This is a genomic window from Lentilactobacillus fungorum (genome assembly GCF_016860605.1).
Classification (GTDB): Bacteria; Bacillota; Bacilli; order Lactobacillales; family Lactobacillaceae; genus Lentilactobacillus; species Lentilactobacillus fungorum.
The window spans coordinates 35,759-54,978 of sequence record NZ_BNJR01000014.1 but is presented as its reverse complement, the minus strand read 5'-3'; the positions used below and the strand labels follow the sequence as shown (position 1 = coordinate 54,978).

Below are 19,220 nucleotides of genomic sequence, written 5' to 3'. Positions count from 1 at the left end.
AAGAAGGGGTTTATTTGTCCAAAAAGATTACAGGTATTCCGGTTAGTGTCGGAATTGGGATTGCCCAAGCCTATCTCTTAGTTGCACCTAAGCTTAAGTTTAAGAAGCAATTAGTTACAGATGTTAATCATGAAATCAGGCGTATTCATAATTCTTTTGCTTCGTCAATTATGGAGTTGGAGAAAATTCAAGCCTTGGCAAAGACTAATTTGGGTGATGATGAGGCGTCCGTTTTTAAGGCTCACATTGCTATTTTGTCAGATCCCGACATGATTAAAGAAATTGAAGCTGAAATTAAAAACGACAAAGTTAATGCAGAGCAAGCATTAACTGATGTAACGGAAAGATTTACTAAGACATTGGCAACAATGAAGAATAACAATTATATGCAGGAACGTGCCAGTGATGTTAAAGATGTTTCTATTAGGGCGTTAAGTCATTTGCTGGGGACAAAATTACCCGATTTAGCGGCGGTTAATCGCCCAGTTGTCGTAGTTGCTCATGAACTTACGCCGTCAGACACTTCACAAATGAATCGGCAATATATTAAGGGCATCATTACTGATGAAGGTGGACGAACAAGCCACTCAGCCATTATGTCACGGACTCTCAGGATTCCTGCTGTTGTCGGGACTAATCAGGCCACGGCGGAAATCTCAAATGGTGATTCAATTATTTTAGATGGTCTTAATGGCATTGTCATCGTAAACCCGTCGCAAAATGAAATTAAACAGTATCAGAAAAAAGCAGCACGATTTGCCGTTCAAAGGGCTGAGTGGGAGAAAATGGTTAATGTGGCCTCTCGGTCTAAAGATGGTAAACAATTCGAGATTGCGGCAAACATTGGAACCTTAAAGGATGTCAGTGATGCCGTGAAAGTTGGTGCGGATGCAATTGGTTTGTTTCGAACCGAGTTTCTGTATATGGATAACGATTCATTACCAACTGAAAACCAGCAATTTACGTCATACAAACAAGTCGTCCAAGCCATGGCCGGCAAGCCGGTTGTCATCCGAACGATGGATATCGGCGGTGACAAGCCGCTGCCATATTTGCCATTACCTGAAGAAATGAACCCATTCCTTGGTTATCGGGCTATCCGAATTTCACTGGATCGGCAAAATATTTTTAGGACGCAATTAAGAGCGTTGATTCGGGCATCACAGTTTGGCCAACTCCGCATCATGTTCCCAATGATTGCGACGTTGGATGAATTCCGTAAGGCCAAGCAAATTTTTATTGAAGAAAAGCAAAAACTTCAGAAAGAAACGCCAGGAATTGGTAACAATATTAAAGTTGGCATCATGGTTGAAATTCCTGCTGCGGCGGTCTTTGCCGATCAGTTTGCCAAGGAAGTTGATTTCTTCAGCATTGGAACCAACGACTTGATTCAATACTCATTTGCTGCTGATCGGGGCAACGATGCTGTTTCCTATCTTTATCAACCGTTGAACCCGGCACTGTTGCGATTGATTAAACATGTGATCGATTCAGCTCACAAGGAAGGAAAAATTGCGGCAATGTGTGGTGAAATGGCTGGGGACCCAAGAGCCTTACCGTTACTTTTAGGAATGGGGCTCGATGAGTATTCGATGAGTGCCAGCTCAATTTTGCGGTCAAGGAGTCAAATGAGAAGCCTTACAACTGACCAGTGTGCGGCAATCGTTGACGAAGTATTGGCAAAATGCCAAACGGCGGCGGAAGTCGAGATGTTGGTTAACCAGCGTTTGGCAGGTAGGACGAAATAAACATTCTTTACAGTCATACAAGTAGGAGCTAAGGCGAATCGTATTCAGTACAATTTGTCTTGGCTCCTTTTGTACGAAATCACAAAAAGAGAGGTCATATAGATGACTCATCAAGATGAACTGAAAAAATTAGTTGGACAAGCTGCTGTTGAATTTATTGAAGATCAAACAGTTGTTGGCTTAGGAACGGGTTTGACCGTCAGATTTATGGTGGATGCATTGGGAGAACACGTTAAATAAAAAAGGTTTCTCAATTGTCGGAGTTCCCACTTCAGAACGTACGAAAAAGCAAGCTAACGATCTAGGTATTACAACAAAAGGAATTGATGAAGTTGACCGTATCGATTGGACGATTGATGGCGCCGACCAAATTGATCAGAATTGCCAAGGAATTAAAGGTGGCGGTGGCGCTCACCTGTGGGAAAAAATTGTGGCAATTAATTCCAATCGAAATATGTGGTTGGGCTCTTTTTTGTTGTGTACCGTACCATGGTACGTTATAATCATAATGAGGTGATCAATATGGAAAATTACACACCAACTAAGGCACGAAAAAATTTTTTCCAGCTAATCAAAGACGTTAACATACAAAAAAAGCCGGTGATAATTACGCCGGCAAATGGCAACGAAGATGAAGCTGCGGTGCTTGTTTCAAAAAAAGATTGGGACTCAATGGCTGAGACAATTTATCTTGAAGCTACTGGTGAATTACCAGTTGCCCGTCAACGAGAAAAAGATGATCAAACATTCATTGATGTTGATGATATTGATTGGGATAATCTATGAGTTATCGAATTAAAATCAATTCCTCAGCAAAAGCGGATTTAAAAAAGATCAACCGGTCACACTTAAAAGATAGTTTTTTGGAGATCATTTCTGCTCTAAAATCAGATCCTTACCAACCTACCCAGTCTTTTGAGAAACTACAACCATATCATAATGGGTTCTACTCTCGAAGAATTAATGAGCAACATAGAGTGATTTATAAGGTTGATGGCGTCAATCACGTTGTTAAGATATTTGCTGCCTGGACTCACTATGACGCTCACTAACGCCGAAAGTGAAAATCATGAAGTTGGATTCTCTTTGATCCCAAAATTTGATGAAAAGGCCAATCGTTCCTGAGCTTGGAAGGATTGGCCTTTTGGGATGGATTGGTCTGTTCATTTGATTTTGATTCAATCTCTATTCAGCATGCCGATTTTGATGCTTAATTATTCTCGTCCATGTTTCGTTATCCCGCCAAATAGTATAAACTCAACGTATAGACCAAATAAGACAGGTGAGTTTTAATGATGATGGGTGACGGTGACGAACATGAATACGACCTATTTTAAAGCAACGATGCGCGAAATTACATATTCTTGGGGCAAGTTCATTTCAATTGTCCTGATTATTTTACTGGGCTCGCTTCTCTACGTAGGGATCCGGGCTACTGGGCCAGATCTGGATCATTCGGCGGCCAATTACTTTAACCGGTATCACTTGGGCGACCTTAACCTCGTCTCCACGATGGGGTTAACCAAGCAGGATCTCAAACTTGTCAAACAGGCGCCGGGGGTTAAAACCGCCGAAGCGACTCACATGGTGACTGTCAAAAAAGCACAAAACGAAGTGGTTTCGGTTTATTCGTTTAGCCGCACCGCTGAACTCAATCGCCTCAAGCTCGTTTCAGGACATCTCCCAAGAAGCCAGCATCAAATCGTCTTGGACCAATTAGCTAAACGCAAGGGGTATCGGTTGGGTGAAACCTATCGGGTGCCTAAAACGAGTGGGTTAAAGAATCAAGCCTACCGAATTGTTGGCTTCGTTAATTCACCGCTATTTGTCAGCTCAACTGACCGGGGGACGACTAATTTGGGCAGTGGCGAAGTGACGTACTTTGCTTACGCCCCCCAACAGGCATTTAACCAAGCCACGTACGCAACGATTGCCATGACGTTTAAAAACACGGCTAACCTGACTGCCGGGACTGATCGGTATAATCGACAGGTTCAGGCTGATCAAACGCGGTTGGAGAACCGGCTGAATGGTCGGCCCCGACAACGACGCCTTGAACTCATTCAGCCAGCGTTAAAAAAGATTAATTCGCAGTTAGACCGGTTAAATCGACGAGCGGCCCAGCTGAGTCAAGTGCCGGCTGCCGGTCAAACCGCCCGATTAAAAACGGCTTCGGTCAAAGTGCAAGCTGGCCGCCAAAGGGTGACGACCGCCAAAAAACAGCTCCTCAAAACACCAGTACCGACCTACCTATATAATGATCGGACAACTAACGTGGGCTATCAAGATTACTTTGATGAATCGCAAAGTATCGCGGCCATCGCGGTGATTTTCCCCGGATTTTTCCTGTTTATCGCCGTGCTGATCACCTTTACCACGATTTCACGGATGATTGAAAAAAATCGACGGGAGATTGGTCTGATGCGAGCCCTTGGGTACACGAAAGGGGTTATTTCACTCAAGTACATCATTTATTCATTGCTGGCCGGCTTGCTTGGCGCCGTTATTGGCGGCATTGCGGGGATGTTAACCTTGCCCCGGTTTATCTTTAGCATGCTCAGCAATAACAACCTCACTCAATACCAAAGCGTGATACCGTGGGCTTACTTGATAGAAACGGTCATTGCCGGATTGGTTGCGACCCTCGGCAGCGCGATCGTGGTCTTAATTGTGAATTTACGGGAAAAACCAACTGAACTAATGCGGCAGCGGGCGCCGAAAGCCGGCAAGCGAATTTTACTTGAACGGATTAAGCCACTTTGGCGTCGGCTGAGTTTTAATCAAAAGGTCAGCTACCGCAACTTATTTCGATATAAGGGCCGGATGATCATGACGATTGTCGGAATTGCCGGCTGTACGGGTCTGATGCTAGCTGGCTTTGGCATTCGTAATTCGGTGAATGATTTATTGCCGGACCAGTTTAGTCAAGTCCAGCATTATCAGGGGATTGTGACGTTGGCTGATGCTGATCACCAAATTCAGGATCGAAATATCCACTCCCAGCAATCGGCACTGGTTAAATCTGTGACGACTTCGCCAACTAAAGGGACCAAACGCAATGCCACGGTAACAATGATGGTGCCGGCGACCACCAAGAAGTTCAGTCGTTACGTGACCTTGAAGAACCCTAATAATGGTCAACCTGAGCGACTAACTAATAGTGGGGTTGTGATTACCGAAAAATTGGCTACGGATATGAATGTGCATCGTAGCGGTCAATTGACTGTCAAGATCGGTAATCAATTGGTTAAGGCAAAAGTTGCTGCTGTGACCAAAAATTACGCTGGTCATTACCTGTATCTAACGCCGAGTTATTACCGAAAGATCACCGGCAAAAGCTATCAGCCAACTTCTCGACTGATCAGAGTGAAAAGCACTAGCGCGGCCGCCCGCCATGACACCAATCAGCGCTTATTAAAACAAAGTGGCGTCTTAAATGTCACCTATCCGCGCTATTCCGGCAGCTCTTTGGCAACGGGTGGCCTAAGCTCAGTGGTTCTCATCTTTATTGCGTTATCTGGTGCGCTGGGCCTAGTCGTACTCTATAACCTGACTAACGTCAATATCTCAGAGCGCTTACGAGAATTATCAACAATTAAGGTGTTGGGTTTCTACGATAATGAGGTGACCGCCTATGTTGCCAGGGAAAATGTTATCTTGACACTGTTGGGGATCCTTTTCGGTTGGGGCGTTGGCATTATCCTCCATCACTTTATTATGATTAAGGCCCAGACCGGCAGTATTCTGTTCCCACTCACAATCCATTATCCTGGCTATCTATGGTCGGCGTTGCTTACAATGGCGTTTAGCTTAGCAATTGGCATCATTACTCATTACAAGCTCAAGCACATCGAGATGTTGGATTCACTGGCAGCAGCGGAATGATTGGCTAGTTTCTTTTTCAAACTGAGGCTAATTAGGTTAAACGGGTGATCAATTATTAAATGATTTTCCTGATTATTTACGAATGGCGTCAATCTCACATCGGAGGTTGATGCCATTTTTTAGCAAATTGTAATCCATTGGATGTTTACAGCTGCTTTGTTAAATCCTTCAACTCAGCCTGATAACTACTGATGCGTAAAAATTTACATTCAGTTATGAAAGAATTAACATATAACTACTAGGTTATTTTTGTAAATTTAGCAATCATTATCTGGGGGGATTCGATCAATGAAGGGAATCAAAGTCTTGCTGTGTTTTATCTTGGCAATGGCGCTGTCAGCCCCGATGGTTGCCCACGCTAAGTTCAAAGTTTACCACCAAAAATCTTCGGCACTTTATCGGGGGCGTCTGCGAAACTTATATAACAAAAAAGTGCATTATGTTAAAGTTCCTAAGAAATACGATCATGTAGTTGATGTTTCCAAAAGGCATCAAATTAAGGCGATAAAGGGGAAGAGAGTCACTTTTACGACCCGTTACATTCTGCCGCTGCCGGGCAAAAATGGCCAGCATTGGGGTAACCCACAGTCGATTGCCATGACGCACAAGAAATACATGTACATCGTTTATTGCCCGACCAAGTTTAAAAATCGTGGGCGAATTGTGCGCTTTGACACGAAAAAAATGGATTCAATGGGTGTTCGTTTGCATCCTGCAGAATTACGGGATGTGTACGTCAAGCATCATCACAAATACAGTCGTTTGCAGAAAAAATTGCAACGAGCGATTAAGGTGGGGCCGCTGTTTACAACCGGCCACGGCCAGTCGTTAGCCTATAATTGGAAAAATCATGGTTTATACATGTGGCGGGATAAGGAAAAAGCGCCGCGGATTCCAATCAATTACTGGGGGTATATCCAACACATTAATGCCGAAACCCTGCGGCCTGATCATGCAATTCGGTTTTCACTGCGCAGCCATGGTACGCGCGTTCCCGGTGGCCATAACCTCACGTTTGACCACGCCGGCAATGCTTATTTCTGGACGTTTCCTGGCTGGGGCGCCTACATTTTTAAAGGTAGAATCCACAAACGATCAGTTAGATTCCGACTGACCCATCAAGTCCTTAAACGGGTGCCAGGGACGCGAATTCAGAGCATCGGCTATAATCCGGTCCGCAAGCGGCTATTATTGTTATCAGACGCGTCGATTGCCAGTTTTCCAGCCAAAGGTTTACGTGGCCGTGGTCATTTAACTAACCGCAGCTTTGAATGGTCCCGCTTTGGTCCTAAGCGAGAGTTCGAGGGGATTGCCTACGATGGTACCTCCCGTGGCAATCTGTTAGTGAACCACTGCCCAGAAGTGCTTCAGGCAAATCGCGCTTACTAATTAACCGAGAATTAAGCCCTAGCCGATTTTTAGGATACTAAGAGAAGGCCGACTGTTTGCCAAATTGGCTAAGTGTTCCCGGCCGCCGTCGCAACTTTTTACCCAATATGGTTGGCGATCTAAGTTGCAAGTATGGGTGGAAATCAAGTTTTTCCCACCCTTTTTGAGCAAAATGTTGACACAGTGTCACCAAGCATGTATACTTGTAAAAAATGACACGATGTCACTTAGGAGGACTTACAAATGGTTTCAACCACGTTTTTAAATTTGAACCATGAAAAACAATTGAAAATCCAAGAAGCGTTGGTCAATGAGTTTAGCACTCACCCGTTAGCCGAAGCGCAGGTTGCGCCGATTGTCAAAGAAGCCGGGATTGCCCGGGGAGCTTTTTACAAATACTTCGATGATTTAACCGATGCCTACCACTATATGTATGGCGTTGCAATGAAAAATATCCACATGGCCATCACCCAAGAGGTGCGCGACGGCAAGTTTGTTCCAACTTTTTATCTTGACCAAGTTAAGGCGTTTGTCGATGGCGTGATGAATAGTCGTTATCGAAAATTGATTGAGATGCATCTGACTAGAAACGAGTCGTTAGTAGGTGATCAAGGTGGTAGTCAAGCTTCAAAATTGAGTAGTCGAGAATGGGCGGCTATGATTTTAAGCCACGAAGTCATTAAACAAATTTTGATTCAGCCTAACGACCAAGCAATGATTCTGCACAAGTTTAGTGAAGCATTGAATTTATTAGCAGGAAAGGGGCACAACTAATGTATTTAGCCTTAAAGGAAATTCGTCACGAAAAATTACGGTATGGCCTCATTATTTCGATGATCGTCTTGATTGCGTACTTGATATTTATTCTAACCGGTTTAGCATTTGGGCTAGCTGGTGAAAATACGCAGGCAATTGATTCCTGGGATGCCAAAAGTATTGTTTTGAATAAAGATTCGAATATTAATCTAAGCCAATCGGTGATTACTAGTGATCAAGCTAAAAACGCCAAATTAACGTCAAAGCAAGCGGTAATTGGCTCAACGCCGGTGGTTGCCAAAGATAAGAAGCGCGCGAAGGTTTCAGCTACTTTTATTGGCGCAAAGCGTAACCAATTTGTGCTGAAGGATTTGAAAGTCTCATCGGGCCGAAAAGCTCGTAGCAGTCATGAAGTGGTTGTTGATCAAAAGTTTAAGGATGAAGGTTACCGCCTAGGTGACAAGATTACGCTAAATTCATCAAATGATAGCTATCAAATTGTTGGCTTTACCAAGAACGCTAAAATTAATATTTCACCAATTATTTACGGAACCGTCTCAACTTGGCAATCCTTACGGGGAATGATGAACGTCAAAGTTGTCGGCAGTGCCATTGTGTCTAAAACGGCTAAATACCATGCTAAAAATTCACATCTAAAAACCTATTCGATTTCATCCTTCATTTCCAAACTGCCGGGATATTCAGCCCAAAATACGACTTTTGGCTTTATGATCGGGTTTCTCATGATCATTTCGCTCATTATTATTGCCGTCTTCTTGTACATTTTGACGATGCAGGCGTTACCGATATATGCCGTTTTGCGAGCCCAGGGCATCCCAGCACGAACTTTGGTTGCGACAGTTACTAGTCAATCGTTAATCCTGATGGTGGCAGGCCTAGTTATTGGTGCAGCCCTCACGGCAGCTACAGCCAGCATCATTCCGATTGGCGTGCCGATGTCGTTTAATATTCCCGTTTTGACGTGGATTTCGATTGGATTGTTGATCATGGGCTTCATTGGATCGGCTATACCAGCTCAGAAGATTGCAACCGTTGATCCCGTTAAAGTCATAGGAGGTTAATATGTCAGTTATTGAATTAAAAAACATCAATAAGTACTTTGGTTCTGGAATCAGTAAAGTTCATGTTCTCCATGATGTTAATTTCTCTGCCAACCGTGGTGAGTTAATCCTAGTAGTTGGCCCGTCAGGATCTGGAAAGAGTACCTTTTTAACCATTGCTGGGGGCCTGCAAACGCCAACGTCTGGCGAAGTCATTGTTGAGGGCAAACCAATTGCTCAATTATCTACTGCCCAACGAGACAAATTAAGGTTGAATCAAATTGGGTTTGTCTTGCAGTCTTATAGCTTGGTACCGTATTTGAAGGTTAAGGAACAATTCACTTTTGTAAATAAAGTCAAACGCCAGGGGAACTTGAACGAAGCAGAACTGGCAGGGTTGCTTAAACAGTTGGGAATCGAACAGTTGACCAATAAATTTCCCGGTGAGCTTTCTGGCGGCCAAACGCAACGAGTTGCGATCGCCCGAGCATTATTTGCCAACCCGGATATTGTTTTAGCTGACGAACCGACGGCTGCCTTGGATAGCGCCCGGGTTGCCGAAGTCGGCAAACTATTTAAAGAGCTTGCCGAAACCCGGGATAAAGCGGTTGTTGTGGTGACCCACGACACCCGGTTGATGCAGTTTGCAGATAAAGCGTATCGAATCATGGACGGGAAAATGACAGAAACGTCGGTGACAAAAGCGGCGGCTGAATAGCCTTAATTGAAATATAATGTGAGAGCAACAGATGCGGGTTGCTCTTTTTTGATGCGGTTTTGAAATTAAAAAGTTCTCATGATTGAGCATGAGCTAGTCAGTTGATGGAGATTATCCTTGCTGGCAGTTGGTAATCTGGTATAATTCTCTTTGTAAGCGTTTTCCGAGAGCTTAAATTATTTAAACCATAAGTTTGTTGATATAATGATGCCAGCAAATAACGGTTGGCCTCAGTGAGTTGATTGAATCGATCAGCCCGCAACCTCTCCGACCGCTGCAATGAAAAATTTGAGTGGGGTCGTTTTGGTAAGAACCCTAGCTTGGTGGCCGTAAAATGACCGTCCTGCTTGGCGGTTTCTAACTTCTTCTCCCCGCTCACTAGGAGGAATATGGATATGTCAAAAATTGTAGTCGCACTTGGCGGCAACGCCATTTTATCAAAGGATGCATCAGCCGAGGCTCAAATGAAAGCTGTTCAAAAGACGGCTAAAGAATTGGTTAACTTCATTAAGAACGGTGACCAGCTCATTATCACCCATGGGAATGGTCCACAAGTTGGTAATTTGCTTTTGCAACAATTAGCCGCTGATAGCCAAGCCAATCCGGCAATGCCACTAGATACCTGCGGGGCAATGACTGAGGGCAGTATTGGTTATTGGTTCCAAAACGCAATGAAACAAGAATTGTTAGAAAATGGGATTGATAAGGACGTTATCTCAATTATCACCCAAACGATTGTCGCCGAAGACGATGACGCTTTTGATAACCCGTCCAAGCCAATTGGTCCATTCTATAAAGAAAGCGAGGTTGCTGAATTAAAAGCCCAGCACCCGGATTGGAAAATTGTTGAGGATGCTGGTCGGGGCTACCGACGAGTAGTACCATCCCCGAAGCCGCTAGAGATTAATGAATATCGGGCAATTAAGCAAGTCGTTGACGCCGGGATTATTCCGATCGTTTCCGGTGGTGGCGGCATCCCGGTTGTGAAAAAAGGCAACCAATTAATCGGCAAAGAAGCAGTGATCGACAAGGACTTCAGTGCTTCTAAGATTGCCCAACTAATTGACGCTGACAAGTTGATTATCCTAACTTCTGGCGGCGGGATTTTCTACAACTATGGCAAGCCGGATCAAGTAGAACTCTCACAAGTTGACGTTGCTGAACTCCAAACTCACATTGATGCCAACGAGTTCAGCAAGGGCAGCATGATGCCAAAGGTAAAAGCGGCAGTTGACTTTGTTAACCATACAGGAAATCCAGCGGTGATCGGCGACCTAGAAGACGTGAAAGAGATTATTGCCGGGACTGAGGGAACTACGATTGTGAAACAAGAAGTAACGGCTTAGAAAATAGACTGGGACAGACAGCGGTTTGATTCCATCATTCAATAAAGAGTGCCAACCATTCCAGACATAGGGATGGTTGGCACTCTTTGCTAAATGATGAAAGCTGTTGTTGGTTACAGCTTCAATCCAAATATGGAGGTCTAAGCTACAATTACGAGTGGAAAGCAAGATTCGCCCCACCCTTGCTTTTATTATATTAACTCAATACTTGCGTCCGCCGTGGATTCTTCTCCCGCACCGTTCGTTTGTCGCTTCTTGCCCGCAATGCCCAAAGAATGGTAACGGTGTCGACGACCTCTTGGAACAATGCCCCAATAATAGCAGGGATCACGCCGAAACTGGCAATCAACATTAGAATTGTACAAATTGCAATGCCGATTAAAACAGCTTCCTTAGCTACTACCATGGTACCTTTCGAAATATCAACCGCTTTACTGACAAGACTAAGATCATCTTTTAACACGACCGCATCGGCAGATTCACTGGCGGCCGTTGCACCATGGGCTCCCATAGCAATTCCGGCGTCAGCCATTGCCAATGAAGGGGCGTCATTAACCCCGTCGCCAACCATGACGACTGGCCGCATTTTTTTATTAACGGTTTTAATCACATCAATTTTTTCTTGTGGTAATCGTTCGGCAAAAACCTTATCAATGCCAACTCGATCCGCGATCTCGGCGGCAATCGCCTGACGGTCACCGGAAATCATCATGATTTGGGCAACTCCCATTTGGTGGAGGTCGTCCATGACGGTTTTGGCTTCCGGCCGCAGCTCATCTTCAAATGATACGTAGCCGACGTAAGTACCATCGACGGACACGTAAACCGCCGTTTTATCGACTGGTTTAATTGGATCAGCTGACACAAAAGCCGGCTTGCCGACCTTAACTAAGTGATCATCAATAATTGCTTGAACCCCTTGAGCAGTCGTTTCTTTGACGTTAATTGCCGCTGGAATTCGGTCTGGGATTGCGGCAACCAGCGAACGCGCCAAAATGTGGCTGGATTGCTGTTCTGCCCCGGCTGCTAGTGATAGGACGGCTTGCTTTGTGTAACCGGCCGTTGCAAAAACATCGCTAACTGTTAAATGGCCGCGCGTAATCGTACCGGTTTTATCAAATGCGAAGGTTTTAGCGTTGGCAAGCTTTTCAATGATCGTCCCGCTCTTGACGATAATCCCGTTTCGACTCGCCCGGCTCATCCCAGAAACTAACGCAATGGGGGCGGCTAGGATTAACGGACATGGGGAAGCCACTACTAAGACCTCCGCAAACCGAACCGGATCTTTAGCAAGATACCAAGCTACTCCAGCAATGACATATGCTAATAAGGTAAATGGAACTGCGTAGCGATCAGCCATCCGAACGAAATGAGCAGGCGTGCTTTCTGCTTGTTTGACCAGCCGGATGATGTTTTGATATTGACTATCATCGGCGGTTTTATCAGCAATCATTGTAAACGAATGATCACCGTTAACTGCCCCAGACATCACGTTTCCGCCAACCGTTTTATCGATTGGGCGGGATTCACCAGTTAAGGATGCCTCGTCGATGGTGGTGGTGCCTTCAGTAATGGTGCCGTCGACGGGAACCACTTCCCCCGGTTTAACCAGAAGTCGATCGCCAACTTTTACAAGATCGATTTTGACTTCGACAATTTGGTCAGTTTGAACTAAATGGGCAGACTGGGGCGAGTTCTCTAATAGTGACTGTAATTCGGAATTCGCTTTATTGGCGGCATAGTCTTCTAGCGCATCACCGCCCGTTAACATCAACAGCACAATCAAGGCGGCCCAGTACTCGCCAACAGCAATTGTGGCAATCACCGCCGTAATCGCTAATAAATCAACGCCAAATTTACCAGAACGCAAGGTCTTCACCATGTCGATGAACATCAACAGTGCGATTAGCGAACCAATTGTTGAAATAACAATTTGGGCATATAGCGGTAAGTTGAGGGCAAATTCTAAAATAAGCGCGATTAGGCCGACAACGAGGACACCAATTAATCGCATGTAATTTGTGAGTTTATTCATGGTAAGGCCTCCATTCCCTTATTTATATCTAGATTATAACAATTCTAAACTAGCAAGTCTAATTAGTGGCTTGTGATTAGCAGGAAGGGATTCTATTGGTAATCGCGGTAAAAAATAGTGTTGAGACTGCCGGCCGAGGTTAGCTATTCACAATATTTGAATTGAAGCAACAACGATTACGGTTGGTTCTGCTAATATTTGGGGCCTTTTCCGTTCAAAAATGAAAAATCCCAACCATTCTGAAGTGATTCTAGAATGCTTGGGATTTTTTTAACTGCCGGCAAATTGCCGAAAAATGAACGCTCAATTAGTTATTCAGCTAAGTGGCTTAATTGATCAAAGTCGTCGTCACTCAAGCTGACATTAGCTGCAGCGACGTTATCTTCTAGATGTTGGATTGAACTGGTACCTGGAATTGGTAAAATATTCGGTGAGCGCTTTAGGAGCCATGCCAAGGCAATTTGCGCTTCTGAAACGTTGTTCTTTTTGGCAATTGCACTCAATGGGCTTCCTTGACCAACTAATTTACCCGTGTTCAATGGGAACCACGGGACAAAGGCTAAGTGATTGGCTTCACAGTAATCAACCACGTCGTCATCTTTGTGGTTGGCAACGTTATAAAGGTTTTCAACTGCATCAATTTGAGCGTACTTTTGGGCTTCCTTAATTTCATCGACGCTAACTTGGCTCAAGCCAATGTGCTTAATCTTACCCTCATCTTGTAATTTCTTAAGTTCACCAACTTGATCGGCAATTGGGAAGTGGGAATCAATTCGATGCAAGAACAGCAGGTCTTCATGGTCAAGGCCTAAAGTCATCAGCGACACTTCGACTTGCTGACGCAAATAACCGGGTTCGCCATGGGGAGTCCATTGACTAGGGCCTTGGCGAGTCTGACCAACCTTATCGGAAATAAAAATTTGATCACGATTAGCTGCTTGCTTCAAGCCTGCAGCCAAGTAACGATCGGCAAACCATGGGCCATAAGAATCGGCAGTGTCAAAGAAATTAATGCCAAGTTCAGTCGCCCGTTTAACAACGCTAACCGCTTGCTGCGGATCTTTGTACGGTCCCCAAGTTCCCGGACCGGTGAGTTGCATTGTTCCATAACCTAAACGATTAATCTTGAACTGATCGTCAAACTGATAAGTACCCGCATTTGCTGCGTTTAATTCTGCCATTACTGCCACTTCTTTCATTTAAGATATATCCGTGGGTCCAAAAATATTATAATCGGATTTTGACTCGATTTAAATTTAAAACGCCCCTAAATTGTAAAATTTTTGTGAATTGCAAAATCTCGGTCCAGATATCCAACCCAGCCATTAGAAATATTGTATACTTGTTTTGATCATAATATTAATTAGGCGGCCCCACAACCGTGGTAAAGCGTGCAGAGGATGATTAAAATGGCAGGCAAATACTTTGGAGCAATTGTTGTAAGCGTCTCGGGGTTGGAGTTGTTGATTGTGAATTTAAAGAATTCCAAACCCTTAGAGCGGGTAAAAAAAGACATTAACCTTGGTGATGATGTCTATCAAGATAAACCAGTGAGCTTTGATTCGGTTGAACGCGTTTCTGAGGCGTTAACTGGGTTTGTCCAAATTTTAAATGATTATGGGGTGACTAATTATAAGCTTTGGGGAAGCCAGGCATTATCGGAAGCAATTAACGCCGATTTTATTGCTGACCAATTATTTCTTCATACTGGGTTGACGGTTCAATGGCTGTCAACAAGTGAAGAAACCTATTATCGGAATCAGAAGGTTTCAATGAAATTGGGTCAAGAAAAAACGGCCCAGCGGACGACCTTTTTGGTGGGTGTCACTTCGGGCAATACAGCCATCACCGAATTTGATGGGAGTCAATTTGTGTCATCGACCAACTTTGCGTTGGGACCAATTAAAATTGCCGAGGACTTACAAAGCCTGCGACAGACGGCCCCCAATTCAATTGGGTTGTTGAACGACTACATTGATAGTAAATTAAATGACTTTTATATTGGCAACCCTTCTAGCGTTGTGCAAGACGCGGCTGCCAGTAAAATTATTTTATTGGGCACTTTGCCGCTCAAACGGATGATTGATAATTACTTGGGGGATCCGCAGAAAAATCTAACGGTTGATGAATTTAACGAGTTAATTGATAAGTTAGTCGATGCCTCGGATCAATACGTCATTGAGGAATTACAGGTTGACGAAGAATATGTACCGCTCATTTTACCGGAACTGTTATTGATTCGCCGCATTATTCGAGTAACCAACGCAAAGGAGATTGGCTTTTCAACTTCTAATGTGGTTGATGGTCTGGTCAATAATGAAGCCGTGATTGAAGGCTATTCCAATCGTAACTTTGTCCCCCAAACGATCATTATGGCAAATAACCTGGCCGAACATTATGGGGTGGAACCAGTCCACCAACAGTTGGTTACTAAGTTTGCGCTGCACCTGTTTGATCAGTTGAAGCCACTGCATCAATTGGGTAACCGGGAGCGGGTCTTGCTGCAGGTGGCGGCAATTTTGCATGACGTGGGTAATTATATTGGCATTCATGAACACTATTTGCATTCGGAATATATCATTCAGCACTCTGACATTATTGGCTTGTCAGATATTGAACGCCGAACCATTGCGGCCATTGCCAGATATCATAGCTCAACGACACCAAGCGAAGATTTAAGTCACTTTCAGCACATCTCAGCAGAAAATCGGCGCTTGATTTCCAAACTAGCGGCAATTTTGCGTCTGGCTGATGCTTTAGACGACGACCGGCAGCAAAAAATCAAAAAGATTTCGGTTTCCATCAAGGCGCCTAAAGTGATTATTACCGTCTTTAGTAACGCTAGTCTCGCTTATGAAAATTGGATATTCAATTCAAAAAGTCAATTCTTTACTGAAGCGTATGGATTTAGAGCAGAATTGAAGCAAAGGGGCGTGAAAGCAAAATGAGTTCTAAAATCGATTTTAAGGATCCAAATTATTACACGAACCGTGAACTCAGTTGGCTGGACTTTAATTACCGGGTCTTAGATGAAGCCCGGGATAAAGCCAACCCACTGCTGGAGCGGGTCAAGTTTCTAGGAATTACCCAGAGCAATTTAGATGAATTTTTTATGGTGCGAGTGGCATCGCTGGCCAAATTGACTGAGGTTAAGTATGAAGGGACCGATGCTTCCGGACTAACACCGGCACAACAATTAAAGGCGGTTAATGATAAAGCCCACGATATGTTGGTTAAGCAATATAGTACGTTAAACCGATCGCTGCTGCCGGCTATTAATCAAGTCGGTATCCGGTTGTTATCAGTCGATGAGTTAAGCGACCATCAGTTTCAATTTATTAAAGGCTATTTTCATGATGAATTGTACCCGGTTTTAACCCCAATGGCTGATGACAGTTCGCGGCCGTTTCCATTTATCAGTAATGATTCTTTGAATTTAGCCCTGCGAATCACTAAAAATGATGATGTGAATGGGAAGAACTTGTACGCGACCTTACAGGTGCCAAGTATTTTTCCGCGGGTGGTTCGGCTCCCGGACGGCCAAAATGATTTTATCTTGATTGAAGACATTATCAAGCGGTTTGTCAGTCAACTCTTTATTAATTACGACATCAAAGAAGTCACCATGTTTCGGGTAATTCGGGATATGGACTTGGATGTTGCCGAAGAGGATACGTCCGATCTGCTAAAAAAAGTTCAGCAACAGCTAAAGTTGCGTGAGCATGGCCAAGTGATCCGATTAGAAGTGGATTCAAGTATTAGCAAAAAGTTACGCAAGCGCTTGGTCAGGGAGTTAGCGACTGACGAAGACTCCGTTTATGAAGTGAATGGGCCGATTGATTTGACGTTCTTGAATAAGTTGGCCAGTGCAACAGTTGGCCATGACGACTTGAAGTATGCACCGTTTAAAGCATATCAACCGGCAGCTTTGGATTCGGATCATAATATTTTCGATGCCATCAAACAGCATGATTGGCTGATGCAGCACCCATACGATAAGTTTGATTCCGTCGTAGAATTTATTCGCCAAGCGTCAATTGATAACGAAGTATTAGCCATCAAGATGACCCTTTATCGGGTATCTGGTGATTCACCCATTATCAAGTATTTGGGCCGGGCTGCGCAAAATGGTAAGCAGGTAACGGTTTTGGTTGAGGTCAAAGCCCGTTTTGACGAAGAAAATAACGTTCATTGGGCCCGTCAACTCGAAAAAATGGGCTGCCACGTCATTTATGGCTTGGTTGGCCTAAAGACGCACTCAAAGCTTTCGTTGGTTGTTCGGCGGGAAGAAAATGGTATCCGTCGTTATATTCACATGGGCACCGGGAACTACAACGACGTGACCGCCCACTTTTATACCGATTTAGGATTATTAACTTGCAATAACGATATTGGCATTGATGTTACCAATATTTTTAACATGTTGTCGGGATACTCACGACCACCATACTTTCATCAACTACACATTTCGCCCAAAGGGATTCGTGATTTTATTACTGATCGGTTGAATGAAGCAATTAAGGCCGCCAAGGCTGGACAGCCGGTTCACGTGCAAATGAAGATGAACTCACTGTCTGATCAAGACATGATTGCCAAGTTATACGAGGCATCGGCAGCCGGGGTTAAGATCGACTTGATTGTGAGGGGAATCTGTTGCCTCAAAACAGGTATTAAAGCAGTCAGCGAAAATATTACCGTTCATTCAATTGTTGGCCGTTTCCTTGAACACAGCCGAATTTATTTATTTGATTTTGACGGTGAACAACAAGTTTACTTGTCGAGTGCTGACTTGATGACCCGGAATTTGAATCGCCGGGTTGAGCAGCTGTTTCCAGTATTGCAGCCCGACTTAGCAAAACGGGTGATTGCAATTTATCACACGATGTGGACTGATAACGTCAAGACTCGGAATTTGGATAAGGATGGGATCTATAAACGTGTTGATCGCCGCGGTCGAGCGCCTTTGGATTCTCAAGAATACTTTGCGGCCCAAGCAACCAAACTTGCAGATGCTCAGCAAAACACTCACCGGAAAACAACCGGTGCCCAGTTTCAGCCGATGTTGAGCCCTCAAAATCAACCTGATCCATTCAATGACGATGAAGATGGGAGAGAGAACTCATAATGGAAAATTTTGCTGTGATTGATTTAGGTTCCAACTCCGTTCGGATGACCATTAGCCAGATTGGCAAGAATGCGACTTATCAAACCGTGACGCAAATGAAGGAGTATGTTCGGTTGTCGGAAAACATGGGAGTTGAAAAAATTCTCCAACCGGATGCGATTGACCGAACGCTAACTGCATTACAGGGATTCAAGGACGTTTATTCAAAGTTGGATAACTTGACGATAAAAGCTGTCGCAACCGCAGCGGTCCGGCAGGCTACCAATCAGAAACAATTTTTGAAACGGGTCAAAAATGATATCGGGATTGATTTGGAAGTTATCTCTGGCTCCCAGGAGGCCTATTATGACTATGTAGGAGTTAGTGAAACTTTGCCGGCCGTTAACTGTGTCATTATCGATACTGGTGGTGCCAGTGCCGAAGTGATCTTAGTTCAAAATGGCCGGGTCAATAACTTAATCAGTATTCCGGTCGGTTCGGTAACCCTGTCATCTAAATTTGAATTATCAGACGAAATTTCTGCTCAGGAGTTCTTTAAGGCAACCATTTTTGTGGATCGGCTCTTTCAGAATGTCTGGTGGTTGAAAAACGGCTTGAATTTGCCGATCATTGGTCTGGGTGGGAGTAATCGAACGTTGGCAAAAATTAACCGCCGTTATAATAATTTACTAGATACTGATGATATCCACGGTTACCAATTACGAGACGATCAAGTTAATGATACTTTCCAACGAATCCTTGGCGAAAATTTGGAGGAACGAAAGAAGGTTCCGGGAATTAGCAAAACGCGGGCGGATATTATTGTCGGTGGGTTAATCCCACTGGTCTTATTAATGAATTATTTGGATTCAGACCGAATTATATTTTCGACTAGCGGGTTAAGAGAAGGCATCTTATTTGAACGGCTGCATCAGATGATTCAAGCAGAGGTGACAAAGAAGTGAGTTGGCCAGCTTGAAATGAGTAAAGCTAGACGGTTGGAAGCTGCCGAATAAATCGGCGTTTCGTGACTGTTCTTGAATCTGATGACTTGTAGCTATCAAAAACCAGCTTAAAACAAAGTGGCGCAACCACTCCCTAAATTGGGAATGATTGCGCCGCTTCGTTTAAATGGGAGCGAACTGCCATATACAGGTGCTTAACTTAATGATCAGTTT

The 19,220-nt window shown here is 44.1% G+C and carries 14 protein-coding genes and 1 pseudogene; 13 read left to right on the top strand and 2 right to left on the bottom strand.

The genetic code is table 11. The features are described 5' to 3' along the window. The first annotated feature begins 14 nt into the window (after window positions 1-14). From ptsP to arcC, 10 genes and pseudogenes are all read left to right on the top strand, one after another. Window positions 15-1,748 carry a phosphoenolpyruvate--protein phosphotransferase gene (gene ptsP / locus YK48G_RS07785; protein ID WP_203630163.1) on the top strand — a complete coding sequence of 578 codons (1,734 nt, stop codon included), beginning with the start codon at window positions 15-17 and terminating at the stop codon, window positions 1,746-1,748. 102 nt (window positions 1,749-1,850) lie between these two features. Continuing rightward, window positions 1,851-2,211, top strand: a pseudogene (rpiA, locus tag YK48G_RS07780) (ribose 5-phosphate isomerase A); the annotation flags it as partial. Window positions 2,212-2,270: 59 nt separating this feature from the next. After that, window positions 2,271-2,534: a type II toxin-antitoxin system Phd/YefM family antitoxin gene (locus YK48G_RS07775; RefSeq protein ID WP_203630162.1), complete on the top strand. Its 264-nt coding sequence runs from the start codon at window positions 2,271-2,273 to the stop codon at window positions 2,532-2,534. Continuing rightward, the gene (locus YK48G_RS07770; protein ID WP_203630161.1) at window positions 2,531-2,800 is read left to right on the top strand and encodes a Txe/YoeB family addiction module toxin; all 270 of its coding nucleotides are present in this window, start codon (window positions 2,531-2,533) and stop codon (window positions 2,798-2,800) included. Before YK48G_RS07775 ends, YK48G_RS07770 begins: the two co-directional genes overlap by 4 nt. Window positions 2,801-3,065: 265 nt before the next feature. After that, a complete protein-coding gene (locus YK48G_RS07765; protein ID WP_203630272.1) occupies window positions 3,066-5,633 on the top strand; it encodes an ABC transporter permease in 2,568 nt (855 codons plus the stop codon). A 288-nt stretch (window positions 5,634-5,921) separates the two neighbouring features. After that, on the top strand, window positions 5,922-7,022 hold the full coding sequence (locus YK48G_RS07760; protein ID WP_203630160.1) for a hypothetical protein: 1,101 nt from the start codon (window positions 5,922-5,924) through the stop codon (window positions 7,020-7,022). 243 nt (window positions 7,023-7,265) lie between these two features. Next, entirely contained in the window at window positions 7,266-7,796 is a 531-nt protein-coding gene (locus YK48G_RS07755) for a TetR/AcrR family transcriptional regulator (RefSeq protein ID WP_203630159.1), read from the top strand. After that, window positions 7,796-8,860 carry an ABC transporter permease gene (locus tag YK48G_RS07750; protein WP_203630158.1) on the top strand — a complete coding sequence of 355 codons (1,065 nt, stop codon included), beginning with the start codon at window positions 7,796-7,798 and terminating at the stop codon, window positions 8,858-8,860. The genes YK48G_RS07755 and YK48G_RS07750 overlap by 1 nt, the downstream gene beginning before the upstream one ends. A 1-nt stretch (window position 8,861) precedes the next feature. Then, window positions 8,862-9,557: an ABC transporter ATP-binding protein gene (locus YK48G_RS07745; RefSeq protein WP_203630157.1), complete on the top strand. Its 696-nt coding sequence runs from the start codon at window positions 8,862-8,864 to the stop codon at window positions 9,555-9,557. A 395-nt stretch (window positions 9,558-9,952) separates the two neighbouring features. Beyond that, window positions 9,953-10,903 carry a carbamate kinase gene (arcC, locus tag YK48G_RS07740; RefSeq protein ID WP_203630156.1) on the top strand — a complete coding sequence of 317 codons (951 nt, stop codon included), beginning with the start codon at window positions 9,953-9,955 and terminating at the stop codon, window positions 10,901-10,903. A 196-nt stretch (window positions 10,904-11,099) separates the two neighbouring features. Here arcC and YK48G_RS07735 read toward each other — a convergent pair whose 3' ends face one another. Both YK48G_RS07735 and YK48G_RS07730 read right to left on the bottom strand, forming a co-directional pair. Next, a complete protein-coding gene (locus YK48G_RS07735; protein WP_203630155.1) occupies window positions 11,100-12,938 on the bottom strand; it encodes a heavy metal translocating P-type ATPase in 1,839 nt (612 codons plus the stop codon). Between the two features lie 311 nt (window positions 12,939-13,249). Then, on the bottom strand, window positions 13,250-14,119 hold the full coding sequence (locus YK48G_RS07730; protein WP_203630154.1) for an aldo/keto reductase: 870 nt from the start codon (window positions 14,117-14,119) through the stop codon (window positions 13,250-13,252). A gap of 228 nt (window positions 14,120-14,347) precedes the next feature. Here YK48G_RS07730 and YK48G_RS07725 point away from each other — a divergent pair, with 228 nt between their 5' ends. The 3 genes from YK48G_RS07725 to ppx are packed head-to-tail and all read left to right on the top strand — an operon-like array spanning window position 14,348 to window position 19,007. Further along, window positions 14,348-15,886, top strand: a complete 1,539-nt coding sequence (locus YK48G_RS07725) for a Ppx/GppA phosphatase family protein (RefSeq protein WP_203630153.1) — start codon at window positions 14,348-14,350, stop codon at window positions 15,884-15,886. Then, window positions 15,883-18,063, top strand: coding sequence for an RNA degradosome polyphosphate kinase (locus YK48G_RS07720; protein ID WP_203630152.1), 2,181 nt, complete (start codon window positions 15,883-15,885; stop codon window positions 18,061-18,063). The genes YK48G_RS07725 and YK48G_RS07720 overlap by 4 nt, the downstream gene beginning before the upstream one ends. Continuing rightward, window positions 18,063-19,007: an exopolyphosphatase gene (gene ppx, locus YK48G_RS07715; protein ID WP_203630151.1), complete on the top strand. Its 945-nt coding sequence runs from the start codon at window positions 18,063-18,065 to the stop codon at window positions 19,005-19,007. Before YK48G_RS07720 ends, ppx begins: the two co-directional genes overlap by 1 nt. Window positions 19,008-19,220: the final 213 nt, after the last annotated feature.